At 66.6% G+C, this 11,782-nt stretch carries 12 protein-coding genes; 6 read left to right on the forward strand and 6 right to left on the reverse strand.

Annotated elements, in window-relative coordinates:
• Window positions 1-7 precede the first annotated feature (7 nt).
• The 3 genes from moeA to moaA are packed head-to-tail and all read right to left on the reverse strand — an operon-like array spanning window position 8 to window position 3,124.
• The gene (moeA, locus tag J2W36_RS21710; RefSeq protein WP_307691855.1) at window positions 8-1,306 is read right to left on the reverse strand and encodes a molybdopterin molybdotransferase MoeA; all 1,299 of its coding nucleotides are present in this window, start codon (window positions 1,304-1,306) and stop codon (window positions 8-10) included.
• The gene (mobA, locus tag J2W36_RS21715; RefSeq protein ID WP_307691856.1) at window positions 1,303-1,956 is read right to left on the reverse strand and encodes a molybdenum cofactor guanylyltransferase MobA; all 654 of its coding nucleotides are present in this window, start codon (window positions 1,954-1,956) and stop codon (window positions 1,303-1,305) included. Before mobA ends, moeA begins: the two co-directional genes overlap by 4 nt.
• A 37-nt stretch (window positions 1,957-1,993) precedes the next feature.
• Window positions 1,994-3,124: a GTP 3',8-cyclase MoaA gene (moaA, locus tag J2W36_RS21720; protein WP_307691857.1), complete on the reverse strand. Its 1,131-nt coding sequence runs from the start codon at window positions 3,122-3,124 to the stop codon at window positions 1,994-1,996.
• A 163-nt stretch (window positions 3,125-3,287) separates the two neighbouring features.
• Here moaA and J2W36_RS21725 point away from each other — a divergent pair, with 163 nt between their 5' ends.
• Window positions 3,288-3,911 (forward strand): superoxide dismutase, encoded by a 624-nt coding sequence (locus J2W36_RS21725; protein WP_307691858.1) that lies wholly within the window; start codon window positions 3,288-3,290, stop codon window positions 3,909-3,911.
• 12 nt (window positions 3,912-3,923) lie between these two features.
• A complete protein-coding gene (locus J2W36_RS21730) occupies window positions 3,924-4,838 on the forward strand; it encodes a ZIP family metal transporter (protein ID WP_307691859.1) in 915 nt (304 codons plus the stop codon).
• 55 nt (window positions 4,839-4,893) lie between these two features.
• Here the strand turns inward: J2W36_RS21730 and J2W36_RS21735 are convergent, their stop codons facing one another.
• Entirely contained in the window at window positions 4,894-6,327 is a 1,434-nt protein-coding gene (locus J2W36_RS21735; protein ID WP_307691860.1) for an aldehyde dehydrogenase family protein, read from the reverse strand.
• A gap of 395 nt (window positions 6,328-6,722) precedes the next feature.
• On the opposite strand from J2W36_RS21735, the gene J2W36_RS21740 reads away from it, so the two are divergent.
• Complete coding sequence (locus J2W36_RS21740) at window positions 6,723-6,971, forward strand: hypothetical protein (protein WP_307691861.1); 249 nt, start codon at window positions 6,723-6,725, stop codon at window positions 6,969-6,971.
• Window positions 6,972-6,981: 10 nt separating this feature from the next.
• Here the strand turns inward: J2W36_RS21740 and J2W36_RS21745 are convergent, their stop codons facing one another.
• Window positions 6,982-7,797 (reverse strand): metal-dependent hydrolase, encoded by an 816-nt coding sequence (locus J2W36_RS21745; protein ID WP_307691862.1) that lies wholly within the window; start codon window positions 7,795-7,797, stop codon window positions 6,982-6,984.
• A gap of 112 nt (window positions 7,798-7,909) precedes the next feature.
• Here J2W36_RS21745 and J2W36_RS21750 point away from each other — a divergent pair, with 112 nt between their 5' ends.
• Both J2W36_RS21750 and J2W36_RS21755 read left to right on the forward strand, forming a co-directional pair.
• Window positions 7,910-8,515 (forward strand): TetR/AcrR family transcriptional regulator, encoded by a 606-nt coding sequence (locus tag J2W36_RS21750; protein ID WP_307691863.1) that lies wholly within the window; start codon window positions 7,910-7,912, stop codon window positions 8,513-8,515.
• Between the two features lie 63 nt (window positions 8,516-8,578).
• Window positions 8,579-9,553, forward strand: coding sequence for a Bug family tripartite tricarboxylate transporter substrate binding protein (locus tag J2W36_RS21755; protein WP_307691864.1), 975 nt, complete (start codon window positions 8,579-8,581; stop codon window positions 9,551-9,553).
• A 36-nt stretch (window positions 9,554-9,589) separates the two neighbouring features.
• On the opposite strand, the gene J2W36_RS21760 is transcribed toward J2W36_RS21755, so the two are convergent.
• Complete coding sequence (locus J2W36_RS21760) at window positions 9,590-10,105, reverse strand: peroxiredoxin (protein WP_307691865.1); 516 nt, start codon at window positions 10,103-10,105, stop codon at window positions 9,590-9,592.
• Between the two features lie 60 nt (window positions 10,106-10,165).
• On the opposite strand from J2W36_RS21760, the gene J2W36_RS21765 reads away from it, so the two are divergent.
• Entirely contained in the window at window positions 10,166-11,773 is a 1,608-nt protein-coding gene (locus tag J2W36_RS21765; RefSeq protein WP_307691866.1) for a phospholipase D family protein, read from the forward strand.
• Window positions 11,774-11,782: the final 9 nt, after the last annotated feature.

Consider the following 11,782-nt stretch of genomic DNA (forward strand, 5'->3'; position numbering starts at 1 on the left):
GCCTGGCTCAGATGCAGCCGTCGAACATCATCACGTCGACTTCATCGCCCGCGGCCACGCTGTGCTGGCCGTGGTGCAGCACCACCAGCCCGTTGGCCGCAACCATCGAGCTGAGCACGCCCGACCCCTGGTTGCCGGCAATGCGCACCTCGGGCAGGGCGCCGGGCACCTGCTGAACGAAGCCGCGCTGGTATTCGGTGCGGCCGGGTTTCTTGCGGATGGCACCTGCGCTGCGTGCCCTGAGCAGCGGTGGTGGCGCGGCATCGGCGATATTGCAGCCCATCATCTGGAGCAACGCGGGCCGCACGAACGCCAGGAACGTGACCATCACCGCCACCGGGTTGCCCGGCAGGCCGAACAGCACGGCGCTGTGCGATGGGTTGCCGCCGATCAAGCCGACGGCCATGGGCCGACCCGGTCGCATCGCGATGCGCCAGAAGGCCATGTCGCCCAGCCGCTGCATGACGGCGCGCGTGTGGTCGGCTTCGCCTACGCTCACGCCGCCGCTGGTGACGATGGCGTCGGCCTCACGCGCTGCGCGCTGCAGGGTGGCCTCGAGCGCAGTCGGGTCGTCGCGCACCATGCCCAGGTCGATCACCTCGCAGCCCAGTCGCGTGAGCAGCCCGAACACCGTGTAGCGGTTGCTGTCGTACACGGCACCTTCGCGGGGCGTGTCGCCCAGGCTCAGAATCTCGTCGCCCGTGGAGAAGTAAGCCACCCGCAGGCGGCGCCTGACCGTCACGCGCGGCAACCCCAGGCTTGCAAGCAGCCCCAGCGCGGCAGGCGTCACGCGGGTGCCGGCGTGCAGCGCAGCCGTGCCTGCCTGGAGGTCTTCGCCCGCGAAACGGCGGTTGTCGCCACGGCGCAGCGCGCTGGCCGGAAAGCGCACCGTGCCGTCGGCGACATGGCAGAACTCCTGGGGCACCACGGTGTCCAGCCCGGCCGGCATCACCGCGCCCGTCATGATCCTGAGGGCCTCGCCCGCGGCGACCGTGCCACGCCAGGCGGCGCCGGCCAGCGCCGTGCCGATCACGCGCAGGGTGAGATCGCCGCTGACGCCATCGAGCCGCGCGCCGTCGAAGGCAAAGCCGTCCATGGCGGAGTTGTCGTGCGGGGGGACGTCGAAGGGTGAGATCACGTCGCTAGCCAGGACACGGCCGAGCGCGTCGAAGAGCGCCACGTCCTGTGTTTCCTGAACGACGGCAGGCGCCACCAGTTCGCGCAGGAAGGTCCATACGCCGTCGACGTCAAGCGCCTGTGGATCGTAGCCGGCCAGTGCGGCCGCAATGTCTTGGATGCGGCTCATTTCAGAGGTTGCTGCGCTTCGAGCGCATGCAGTTCAGCGAGCGTGTTCGCGTTGAAGAAGGCCTCGGGCGCGTCCGTCGGCCGGTCGAAGGGCACGACCACCGTGCGATGCTGCGCCGTCCATGCGTCGATCTTTCGGCCCCCATCCTGGGTGAAGCGCGACAGGCTTTCCAGCAGCGCAGTCGACAGCAGGCAGAACACCGGCTGTGTCCGCAACACCGGCGCACCGCCCTGCGGGCCTGGCTCGGGTGCGCTGACCATGGCGATTTCGGCGTCTTCGGCGACCAGTGCTGCGGCCAGACGGGCGGCCATGTCGAGCGGGAACATCGGCGAATCGCAGGGCACCGTGAGCAGGTAGGGCGTCTCGCAGCGCTCCAGCCCGGTCAGTACGCCAGCGAGCGGCCCTGCGTAGTCGGCCAGACCGTCGGGCCATACCGGCGCACCGAAGGACTCATAAGCCGCCAGGTTGCGGTTGGCGTTGATCATGACCTCGCCGACCTGCATGCCCAGGCGCAGCAAGGCGTTCATGGCAAGCGGGGTGCCGTTGAAACTTTGCAGGCCCTTGTCGACACCGCCCATGCGGGTGCCGCGTCCTCCCGCGAGAACGATGCCCGTGATGTCGGAGGCCGAAATGGGGGAGTGGGTCGTCATGGTGTCGTATGCGAGGTGGCTGGCAGAGCGAATCCAGTCATCCGCCGATGTAGCTCATTTCGACGCGTCGGGGCGCCGTGGCACTGGCCGTGTCGGGGCCGCGCAGGGCACGCAGTTCGGAGTAGCGGTCGGACCGACCCTGCCAGACCTGGCCGATGCGCGAGAGGATGTCGGCGTCGCTCGCGCCATCGCGCAGCAAGGGGCGCAGGTCGTGCCCCTGGTTGGCGAACAGGCACAGATAAAGCCGTCCCTCGGTCGACAGGCGTGCGCGGCTGCAGTCGTGGCAGAACGCTTGCGTGACGCTGCTGATGACGCCGATCTCGCCGCCGCCATCGGCGTAGGCCCAGCGCTGCGCGGTCTCGCCGGGCGCGCTGGCTTCAAGCGGTACCAGTGGCAGTTCGGCGCCGATGCGCCGCACCACCTCGGCCGAGGGCAGCACCTCGTCCATGCGCCAGCCATTGGTGGCGCCCACATCCATGTATTCGATGAAGCGCAGGATTGCGGTGCCACCGTAGTGCGCGCGGAAATGGCGCGCCATCGGCAGAATCTCCTGGTCATTGGTGCCGCGCTTGACCACCATGTTGATCTTGATCGGCCCCAGCCCGACGTCGCGCGCGGCCTCGATGCCGTGCAGCACGTCGGCCACTGGAAAGTCGACGTCGTTCATGCCCCGGAACACGGCGTCGTCCAGCCCATCCAGGCTGACCGTGACGCGCTGCAGGCCGGCCGCCTTCAGCGCACGGGCCTTGCGGGCAAGGAGCGAGCCGTTGGTGGTGAGCGTGAGGTCCAGTGGCAAGCCGTCGACCGTACGCAACGCGGCAAGCTGTTCGATCAGCGCCTCGATGTTCTTGCGCAGCAGCGGCTCGCCGCCGGTCAGCCGGATCTTGCGCACACCGTGCGCAGCGAAAAGCCGTGCCAGCCGGGTGATTTCCTCGAAGCTCAGCAGCGCCGCGTGGGGCAGGTACTGGTAGTCCTTGTCGAACACTTCCTTGGGCATGCAGTAGCTGCAACGGAAGTTGCACCGATCCGTCACGCTGATGCGCAGGTCGGTCAATGGTCGGCCGAGCCGGTCCGAAAGCTGCCCGGTGGCCGCGACGTGGACGTCCGGGGGCAGGGCGGCACGCTGTGCACGGCCGATATCGGCAAGGGAAATGGAAGTCTCGATCATCGCGTGAAGTGCAATTTAACCGATCGTCTGTCACGTTGCCGTGCGACGGGTTTGGCGGCGCCATAAAAACTGGTGGACGATCTAAATAAGAATCAATATCATCTAATGACCCGAGTACGCAGATCCTGTTTCACGCAAAGGGTTGTCACAGGAACAGGAACCAATGCCGCACACCCTTCCCACGCTTGCCTATGCCTACGATGCCCTGGAGCCGCACATCGACGCGCAGACGATGGAGATCCATCACACGCGCCATCACCAGACCTACGTGACCAACCTGAACGTGGCGCTGGAGGGCACCGACTACGCAGAACTGCCGATCGAAGCCCTGATTGCCCAGGTCGAGAGCCTGCCTGAGAAATTGCGCGCGCCGGTGCGCAACAACGGGGGCGGCCATGCCAACCACAGTCTCTTCTGGCGCGTGATGTCGCCCCAGGGCGGAGGGTTGCCGTCGGGTGCGTTGGCCGACGCGATCGATGCTCAACTGGGTGGGTTCGAAGCGTTCAAGAAGGCATTCACACAGGCGGCGCTGACGCGATTCGGCAGCGGCTGGGCCTGGCTGTGCGTGACGCCGGCCGGCGTGCTGAGTGTCGAGAGTTCCGGCAATCAGGACAGCCCCCTGATGGTGGGTATTGGATCGGGCCACACGCCCATCCTCGGTCTGGATGTGTGGGAGCACGCCTACTACCTGAAGTATCAGAATCGCCGCCCTGAGTACATTGCCGCGTTCTATAACGTCGTGGACTGGGCTGAAGTGGCTCGTCGTTACGCTGCCGCTGGCGGTTGAGGATACGGGCTGATGGACATCGAAGAGCCACCGATCATGGCTGCGCCGAGGCGGCCCCGCCCCCTTCGCGAGTGGCTCGGATGGGCCATCGTGGCGGCTGGCGTACTCATCACCGTGTCGGCTTTCGCGCGCTTCGTGCGCCACGATTCCGTGGTGCAGGACGCCTTTCTCGGCGGCTGCGTGGCCGCGCTGGCGACGGCGCTCGGTACATTGCCGGTGCTGTTCTCGCAGCGGCTGTCCGACCGGGTGCAGGACACACTGTACGGATTCGGCGCAGGCGTCATGCTGGCCGCCTGCGCGTTCTCGCTGGTCATTCCCGGGCTGGAGGCCGCGCGAACCGGTGGCACCTTCGGTGGCGGTCCCTGGGCGGCTGGCAGCATCATCGGTGTGGCCATCCTGATGGGCGGGCTCGCGCTGCTCCTGATGGACCGCGTGCTGCCGCACGAACATTTCATCAAGGGGCGCGAAGGGCAGTCGGCGCAGAAGTTGCGGCGCACCTGGCTTTTCGTCTTTGCAATTGCACTGCACAACCTGCCCGAAGGCTTGGCCATCGGCGTCGGTTACGCGGGCAACGAAGGCTTGCGCGCCAACGCGCTGGCCACGGGCATTGCCATCCAGGACGTGCCCGAAGGGCTGGTGGTCGCCGTCGCGCTGCTGGCGGCGGGCTACAAACGTAGCTTTGCCGTTGCGCTGGGCATGGCGTCGGGGCTGGTGGAGCCGCTGGGTGCGGTTTTCGGTGCCGCCATCGTTGGCTACTCGGCCGCTTTGCTGCCCTGGGGCCTTGGCTTCGCAGCGGGCGCAATGCTGTTCGTCATCAGCCACGAGATCATTCCCGAATCGCATCGCAAGGGCCATGAGGCCTTTGCGACCGGCGGCCTGATGATCGGCTTCGTGTTGATGATGCTGCTGGACACGGCGCTCGGTTGAGCCTGATCCTGCGACCCTGCGGCACTGCATGGGGCAGCGCCGCGGGGCCCGGGGATCAGCCGTGCTTGATCGCGACAGTCTTCAGGGTGGTGAAGCCGTACAGTGCTTCAAAGCCCTTTTCTCGGCCATAGCCGGAAGACTTCACGCCGCCGAACGGCAATTCGACGCCGCCGCCGGCACCATAGTTGTTGATGAAGACCTGGCCGGCTCGCACACGCTTGGCCATGCGGAACTGGCGGCCGCCGTCGTTCGTCCAGACGCCGGCAACCAGGCCGAACTGGGTGGCGTTGGCCATGGCCACCGCTTCGTCTTCGTCGCCGAAGGCCATGGCGGCGAGCACGGGGCCGAACACTTCTTCCTGCGCAAGGCGGTGGTCCACCGGCACATCGCGCAGCAGCGTGGGCGCCTGGTAGAAGCCGGTTTCCGGCGCTTCGTCAACCACCACGCCCTGCGCCACCATCGGGATGCCAGCGACTTGCGCGTCCGAGAGAAAGTCCCATACGCGCTGCTGCTGCGTCTGCCGGATGAGGGGGCCGACGTCGAGGTCCATGGCCGCCGGGCCGACGCGCAGTGCGGCAAAGGCGTTGCCCAGGCGTTCGAGCAGCAATTCGTAGATGTCGCGCTGGATCAGCACCCGCGAGCCGGCCGAGCAGGTCTGGCCCGCGTTCTGCACGATCGCGTTGACCAGCGCCGGCACGGCGGCACCCAGGTCGGCATCGGCGAAGATGATCTGCGGGCTTTTGCCGCCCAGCTCGAGCGTGACCGGGCAATGGCGCTGCGCGGCGACCTGCTGGATCAGCGTGCCCACCGATGGACTGCCGGTGAAGCTGATGTGGTCGATGCCGACGTGGCGCGCGAGCGCGTCGCCGACCTCATGGCCGTAGCCCGTCACGATGTTGAGCGCGCCGGCTGGAAAGCCGACCTCTGCGGCGAGCTGTGCCACGCGGATGAGCGACAGGCAGGCATCTTCCGCCGGCTTGACCACGCACACATTGCCGGCCGCCAAGGCACCCCCTACGCTGCGCCCGAAGATCTGCATCGGGTAGTTCCACGGAATGATGTGGCCCGTGACGCCGTGCGGTTCGCGCCAGGTCATCACGCTGTAACCGTCGAGGTATGGAATGGTCTCTCCGTGCAGCTTGTCGCAGGCGCCGGCATAGAACTCGAAGTAGCGCACCAGTGCCAGCGCGTCGGCCCGCGCCTGCTTGACCGGCTTGCCGCAGTCACTCTGTTCCAGGGCCGTGAGCTCGTCGACGTGGTCGGCGATCTTCTGAGACAGCTTGTAGAGCAGGCGACCCCGGTCGGCCGCGCTGACCTTGTGCCATACGCCGTCGAAACAGTCGCGCGCCGCCCGCACGGCGTCGTCGATGTCGGCGGCGTTGCTGCGCTGCAGTTCATCGAACTGCTGGCCGTCCGACGGGTCGACGACGGGAAGGGTGCGGCCGGACGAGGAGGGCACGTCGGCGTTGGCGATGTAGTTGAATTGCATGGGGAAGGCCAGGGGCCGGAAGCTGCGAAAAGCGCCGATCAGGCCGCGCCTTCTCTGGTGGAGCAAGGGCGCCGGCAGTGTTCGGCAAACCCGAAATCTTACTGGTGAAGCACCGGTTCGCGCTCGTGCGTCCGGGCTTGTCCTGCCCCTACGCGCACTACGCTATGGAAGTCGTAGCAAAATAGGGCTCAAGGCTCTTTGTCGCCTCCGCCCCGCGTCTTGCGATCTTGCGATGGATCCGGGCGTCCCGCGGCTGCCGTCCAGAGCCATGAAAAGCTGAATTCCTCCGCACGCCGGCCTGCGCCGCTGCGCGCTCGACGCCTCCCGGGGTGTCAGGCTGCGTGCCAAGGAAGCCATTGTCTGCGCGATGACGCGCCCGAACCCCGGTACTGCCCATGTCCAAAGCTGAAGTCAAAACTGCCGTCGTCGCCGACGGCCTGCGTTACAAGTCCAAGCCTTCGGGCTCACCGTTCCGTGCCTCCGCGTCGTTCAGCGGCGCCACCATGTCGTGCTTCATGTGCGGCAAGCACCGCACGCGTGCCCAACTGCGCACGCGACAGGTGCTGGGCAAGTCGCAAAGCGTCTGCGCGCCCTCCTGCAAGGGTCTTGAAGAGTTGCTCGAAGCCGCCGCGACCGGCGGCTGAGCGCCAGATTTCAGCCCACCGGCACGTAGAGCGCCCGGTTGTCGGCCAGCCAGGCTGCCGACCGGTGGCTGTCGTGCTGCGAGGGGTGAAAGTCCTTGCGGAAGTAGCTGCGCCATGCCTTGAGATTTGAGCCCAGCAGGCCGTCGCGCCCCAGCAGGATGCGCGCCGCGCTCTTCCACGTCGCGCGCTTCCACAGTTGGCCTTCATGGCGAAGGTTGGCGGTGGTCTGGCGCATCAGGTCCATCAGGAACATCAGGGTCGTGCGGCGAAACCATCGCGTGCGCCAGCGCTCGGAGCCGCCCGCGGCGCGGTACAGGTCGAAAGCCGTGTTCTTGTGTTCCGACTCTTCCGCGCTGTGCCACAGCCAGAGCGTCCTGAGCCGGGGTTCCGCACCGTCGAGCACTTCAGGGTGGGCCAGCAGCCAGTCGGCGAACATCGCGGTGAAGTGTTCGGTCGCCGCAGTGATGGCCAGTGCGTGCCGCGGGTCTTCGCCTTCGAGCAACGTCATGCGCTGCGCGGCACGGGGTGTCCAACGATCGACCAGCCCGTGGCTTTCCAGGTGCGCATTGAACAGCGCATGAATGCGCCGGTGCGTTGCCTCCTGGCCGATGAAACCCTTGATCTCTTCGCGCCGCTGTGCCTGAACGTCTGGCGGGAGCGTGGCCACCGTATCGCGCACCGCGTCGATGAAGAACTGCTCACCGAAAGGAAAGCTCATGGAGAGCGCGTTGAAGAACGCGGTGGCAAAGGCATCGCCACCGCACCAGTCGCGCGCAAACGGCGGCTTCATGTCGATCAGAAGGCGTCGGACGACGAGGTCGGTCATGGTTTCTCTCCAAAGAGGGTTCAGTGAATGCGAGTTGGTACGACGTAGTACCAATATGGTCTGCCGAACAGTTGGTACTGTCAAGTACCAAAGCATGTAAAAATCTGCGCCCATGACCTTCGCTGCGGTATCCGAGGTGACCCCTTCTCTGCACGCCCACCACGGGCGCCTGCTGGAGGGCATGGCACGCGCCGTGGCGGCCAAAGGCTATGCAGACACCACCATCGCCGACATCGTGCGCGAGGCGGCGGTGTCGCGCCGCAGCTTCTACGAGCATTTCGCCACCAAGGCCGATTGCCTGATCGCGCTGTATGAAGCGGCCAGCAGCCAGGCGCTGGCGGTGCTGAGCGCGGCGGTCGATCCGGCGCAACCGTGGCAGGCCCAGGTCGAGCATGCTGTCGCGGCGTACCTCGACGTGCTGTCGCAGGACCCGGTACTGCTGCGCACGCTCTTTGTCGAAGTGCTGGGACTCGGCCTGCCGGGGCTGGCTGTGCGGCGGCGCGTGAACCGTGAAATCGCCGGCTTCATCCAGCTGGCCACGGCGGGGGCGGGCGGCGCTCATCTCACCCCGGACATGGCGATGACAGTGGTGGGTGGAATCAACGAGCTCATCCTGCAGGCGATCGAAGAAGACCGCGGCGGCGATCTGCAGGCGCTGGTCGCGCCCGCCACCCGTCTGGTCCGCGCCGTGGCGGGTGCGCCGCAAGCAGCCCCGTAAAATTGGGCCAACGCATCTGCCGGTGCGAAGGTCCGGCCCCACAAGACTCCCAGAGACACCCGAATGATCCGCAAACTGCTTCCCCTCCTGGCCCTGTCGGCGCTGGCCCTCGCGCCGGCGCTTGCACCTGCCCAAACCTATCCGGCCAAGCCGATCCGCGTGATCGTCCCGTTCCCGCCGGGCGGGGGCACCGACATCCTGGCGCGCATCGTCGGCACGCGCCTGAACGAAGCCAACAAGTGGACGGTCGTGATCGACAACAAGCCTGGCGCAGGTGGCACCATCGGCATCGCCGAGGCCGTGCGCATGCCGGCCAATGGCTATGAAATGGTCATGGGCCAGAAAGACAACCTGGCCGTGGCACCCTGGCTCTACAGCGGGCTGAGCTACGACCCCTCCAAGGACCTGACCGCGGTGGCGCTGGTGGCGGAGTCGCCCCTGGTGATCGTCACCGCCGCGAATTCACCATTCAAGACCATGGCCGACGTGATCGCCGCGGCCAAGGCGGCCCCCGACACCATCACCTATGGCAGCCCCGGCAATGGCACGACCACCCACCTGGTGGGCGAGATGTTCAAGATGGCCGCGGGCATCCGCATCACCCATGTGCCCTACAAGGGCTCGAACCCGGCGGTGATCGACACGATCAGCGGCCAGGTCTCGATGATGGTGTCGTCCATTCCGTCGGCCATGTCGCAGGTCAAGTCGGGCAAATTGCGTGCGCTGGCAGTGACATCGGCGCGACGCAGCGCGAGCCTGCCGGATGTGCCGACTATTGCCGAATCCACCGCGCTCAAGGACTTCGACGTGAGCTCCTGGTATGGCCTGTTCATGCCGGCCCATGCACCCAAGGAAATGGTTCGCACCGTCAACGAGGCGGTGAATGCGCAACTCGCGCTGCCGGAAGTGAAGGCGTCCATCCTGGCCCAGGGCGCCGAGCCGCGCCCCATCTCGCCGGAGGCTTTCGCCACGCTGGTGAAGACCGACCATGCCAAGTGGAAGGGCATCGTGGCGGCGTCGGGCGCCAAGCTGGAGTGAACCGGGCCGCTGCGGCCCACAGATCTGGCCCAGCGCTTACTTGCGGGCCTGCGGCAGCGCCTTGACGGCCGCCAGAACCTTCTCCACATGCTTGAACGGGTTCAGGCTCTGGTAGTAGAAGGCCACGGCGCCGCTCGGCGCGATCACGTAGGAAATGCGGTTGGCGTAATCGGGGCGCGTCTGCATCAGGGCGTCGAATGACTTGCTGATCGCCTTGGTTTCGTCGGAGGCCACCGGGAACTTGCCCTGGCAGCTCTGCGCGGAGAATTTCGACAGCGTTTCCAAGTCATCGGTCGACACGCCGATCACGGTGGCGCCGAGCGCAGCGAACTGGTCGATGGCGTCGGCAAAGGCATGGGCCTCGATCGAGCAGCCGATCGAAAACGCGGCCGGAAAGAAGTAAAGCACCACGGGACCCTTGGCCAGCGCGGATTCGAGAGAATAGGTGAACGGCTTGCCGTCGAGCGCGGCCGGCGCACTGAACGCGGGGACTTTTTCGCCCACGTCGAGCGCCGCCAGCGCGGGCGTGGTTGCCGCCAGAGCGAGCATCATGGGCCACACTGCCAGAATTCCATTCGCCCGCAGCTTCATGTCTTTCAACCTCATTCCAAGATGACGCCGATCTTATTCCGACGCCTTGCTGCCTGCTGCGTGCGCTCGCGATGGACCCGCATGGGCGCGGGCCTGTGGCTGAGCCTCTGGCTGGCCGCCTGCGGGAGCCTGCCGGCCTTCAAGCAGATGCCCGAGACGCTGTCGCCGCCGGTCGATCCGACCACCGCGCTGGCCAGGGTGGTGGCAGCGTCCACGCCGCCTGGCGAATCATCGGGTTTCAGGCTGATGCCGCTGGGCGTGTATTCGCTCGACGCGCGCATCGAGCTGGCCCGGCGCGCGCAGCGCACGCTCGACGTCCAGTACTACGTGATCGCCAATGACGGTGCCGGCCGGTTGCTGCTGCGCGCGCTCAAGGAGGCCGCATTGCGCGGCGTGCGCGTGCGGCTGCTGGTCGACGATCTCTACACCGCCACCACGGACCGGCTGCTGAGGGCGCTGGCCGCTACGCCGAACATCGAGGTGCGGCTGTTCAACCCCTTCTGCTGCGCGCGTGAGAACATTGCAGGCCGCTTCATTGCTTCGGCCTTCGACATCCGGCGGCTCAACCATCGCATGCACAACAAGCTCTTCATCGCCGATGGCGTGATGGCCGTGGCAGGCGGGCGCAACATCGCCGACGAATATTTCACGCTCAATACGGCGCAAAACTTCATCGACATGGACGCGCTGGTGGTGGGGCAGGTGCTCGGCCCGCTCGGCGCGATCTTCGATGACTACTGGAACAGCGAGGAGGTCTACCCCATCGCCGCCATCGTCGAGCCGCACGGCGGGCGCCCCTTCATGGCGGCGGAGTTCGACGAATGGGTCGGCATGGCCGGGCCGCCGCCGCGCGTGGTCCTGCCGCCCACCGACGTGCTGGGTTACGGCCCGATTGGCGAGGAGCTCGATGCCGGGCGCATCGGCCTGCTCTGGGGCGATGCGAGTGCCGTGGCCGACCCGCCGGCCAAGCTGCGTTCGCTGACGCCCGAGCAGGCGCTGGCCACCAGCGTGACCATGCGGTTCTGGACCCAGTTGCTCATGGCGCAGCACGAAGTGGTGCTGACCTCTCCCTATCTCGTGCCGGGCGACAACGGCATGAAGGCGTTCGAGGATCTGCGCCGGCGCCAGGTCGAGGTGACGCTCCTGACCAATTCGCTGGCCGCCAATGACGAGCCTTTGGTGCACAGCGGCTACGCGCGCTACCGCGAGCGCCTGCTCAAGGCAGGCATCGACGTCTATGAGCTCAGCCCGGCGCGCACCACGCGCAGCCAGCGACTGGGCGTGTTCGGCAGCTCGCTCGGGCGCCTGCATGCCAAGACGGCAGTGGTCGACCGCAAGACCATGTTCATCGGCTCGGTCAATCTCGATCCGCGCTCGGCCACGCAGAACACCGAACTGGGCATCGCCGTGCACAGCCCGCAGCTTGCGCGAGAGATGCTGCGCATCATCAACATCAGCAAGCTGGAGAGCGCCTACCGCGTGCGGCTGTCGGAGTCGGGCGGCCGGCTCGAATGGCTGAGCATGGACGACGACAAGGAAATCATCCTCTACACCGAGCCCGAGTCGACCTGGCTGCAGCGCCTGAAGATCAACCTGCTCGGGCCGCTGGTGCCCGAAGAGCTGCTGTAGCGTTGCTTC

It is taken from the genome of Variovorax ginsengisoli (genome assembly GCF_030811835.1).
GTDB lineage: Bacteria > Pseudomonadota > Gammaproteobacteria > Burkholderiales > Burkholderiaceae_C > Variovorax > Variovorax ginsengisoli_C.

Coding starts and splice junctions, on each gene's coding strand:
- J2W36_RS21740 (WP_307691861.1), top strand. CDS start 6,723: ATGTCCAAAGCTGAAGTCAAAACTGCCGTCGTCGCCGACGGCCTGCGT.
- J2W36_RS21745 (WP_307691862.1), bottom strand. CDS start 7,797: ATGACCGACCTCGTCGTCCGACGCCTTCTGATCGACATGAAGCCGCCG.
- J2W36_RS21730 (WP_307691859.1), top strand. CDS start 3,924: ATGGACATCGAAGAGCCACCGATCATGGCTGCGCCGAGGCGGCCCCGC.
- J2W36_RS21760 (WP_307691865.1), bottom strand. CDS start 10,105: ATGATGCTCGCTCTGGCGGCAACCACGCCCGCGCTGGCGGCGCTCGAC.
- J2W36_RS21765 (WP_307691866.1), top strand. CDS start 10,166: ATGACGCCGATCTTATTCCGACGCCTTGCTGCCTGCTGCGTGCGCTCG.
- J2W36_RS21750 (WP_307691863.1), top strand. CDS start 7,910: ATGACCTTCGCTGCGGTATCCGAGGTGACCCCTTCTCTGCACGCCCAC.
- J2W36_RS21735 (WP_307691860.1), bottom strand. CDS start 6,327: ATGCAATTCAACTACATCGCCAACGCCGACGTGCCCTCCTCGTCCGGC.
- J2W36_RS21725 (WP_307691858.1), top strand. CDS start 3,288: ATGCCGCACACCCTTCCCACGCTTGCCTATGCCTACGATGCCCTGGAG.
- moeA (WP_307691855.1), bottom strand. CDS start 1,306: ATGAGCCGCATCCAAGACATTGCGGCCGCACTGGCCGGCTACGATCCA.
- moaA (WP_307691857.1), bottom strand. CDS start 3,124: ATGATCGAGACTTCCATTTCCCTTGCCGATATCGGCCGTGCACAGCGT.
- mobA (WP_307691856.1), bottom strand. CDS start 1,956: ATGACGACCCACTCCCCCATTTCGGCCTCCGACATCACGGGCATCGTT.
- J2W36_RS21755 (WP_307691864.1), top strand. CDS start 8,579: ATGATCCGCAAACTGCTTCCCCTCCTGGCCCTGTCGGCGCTGGCCCTC.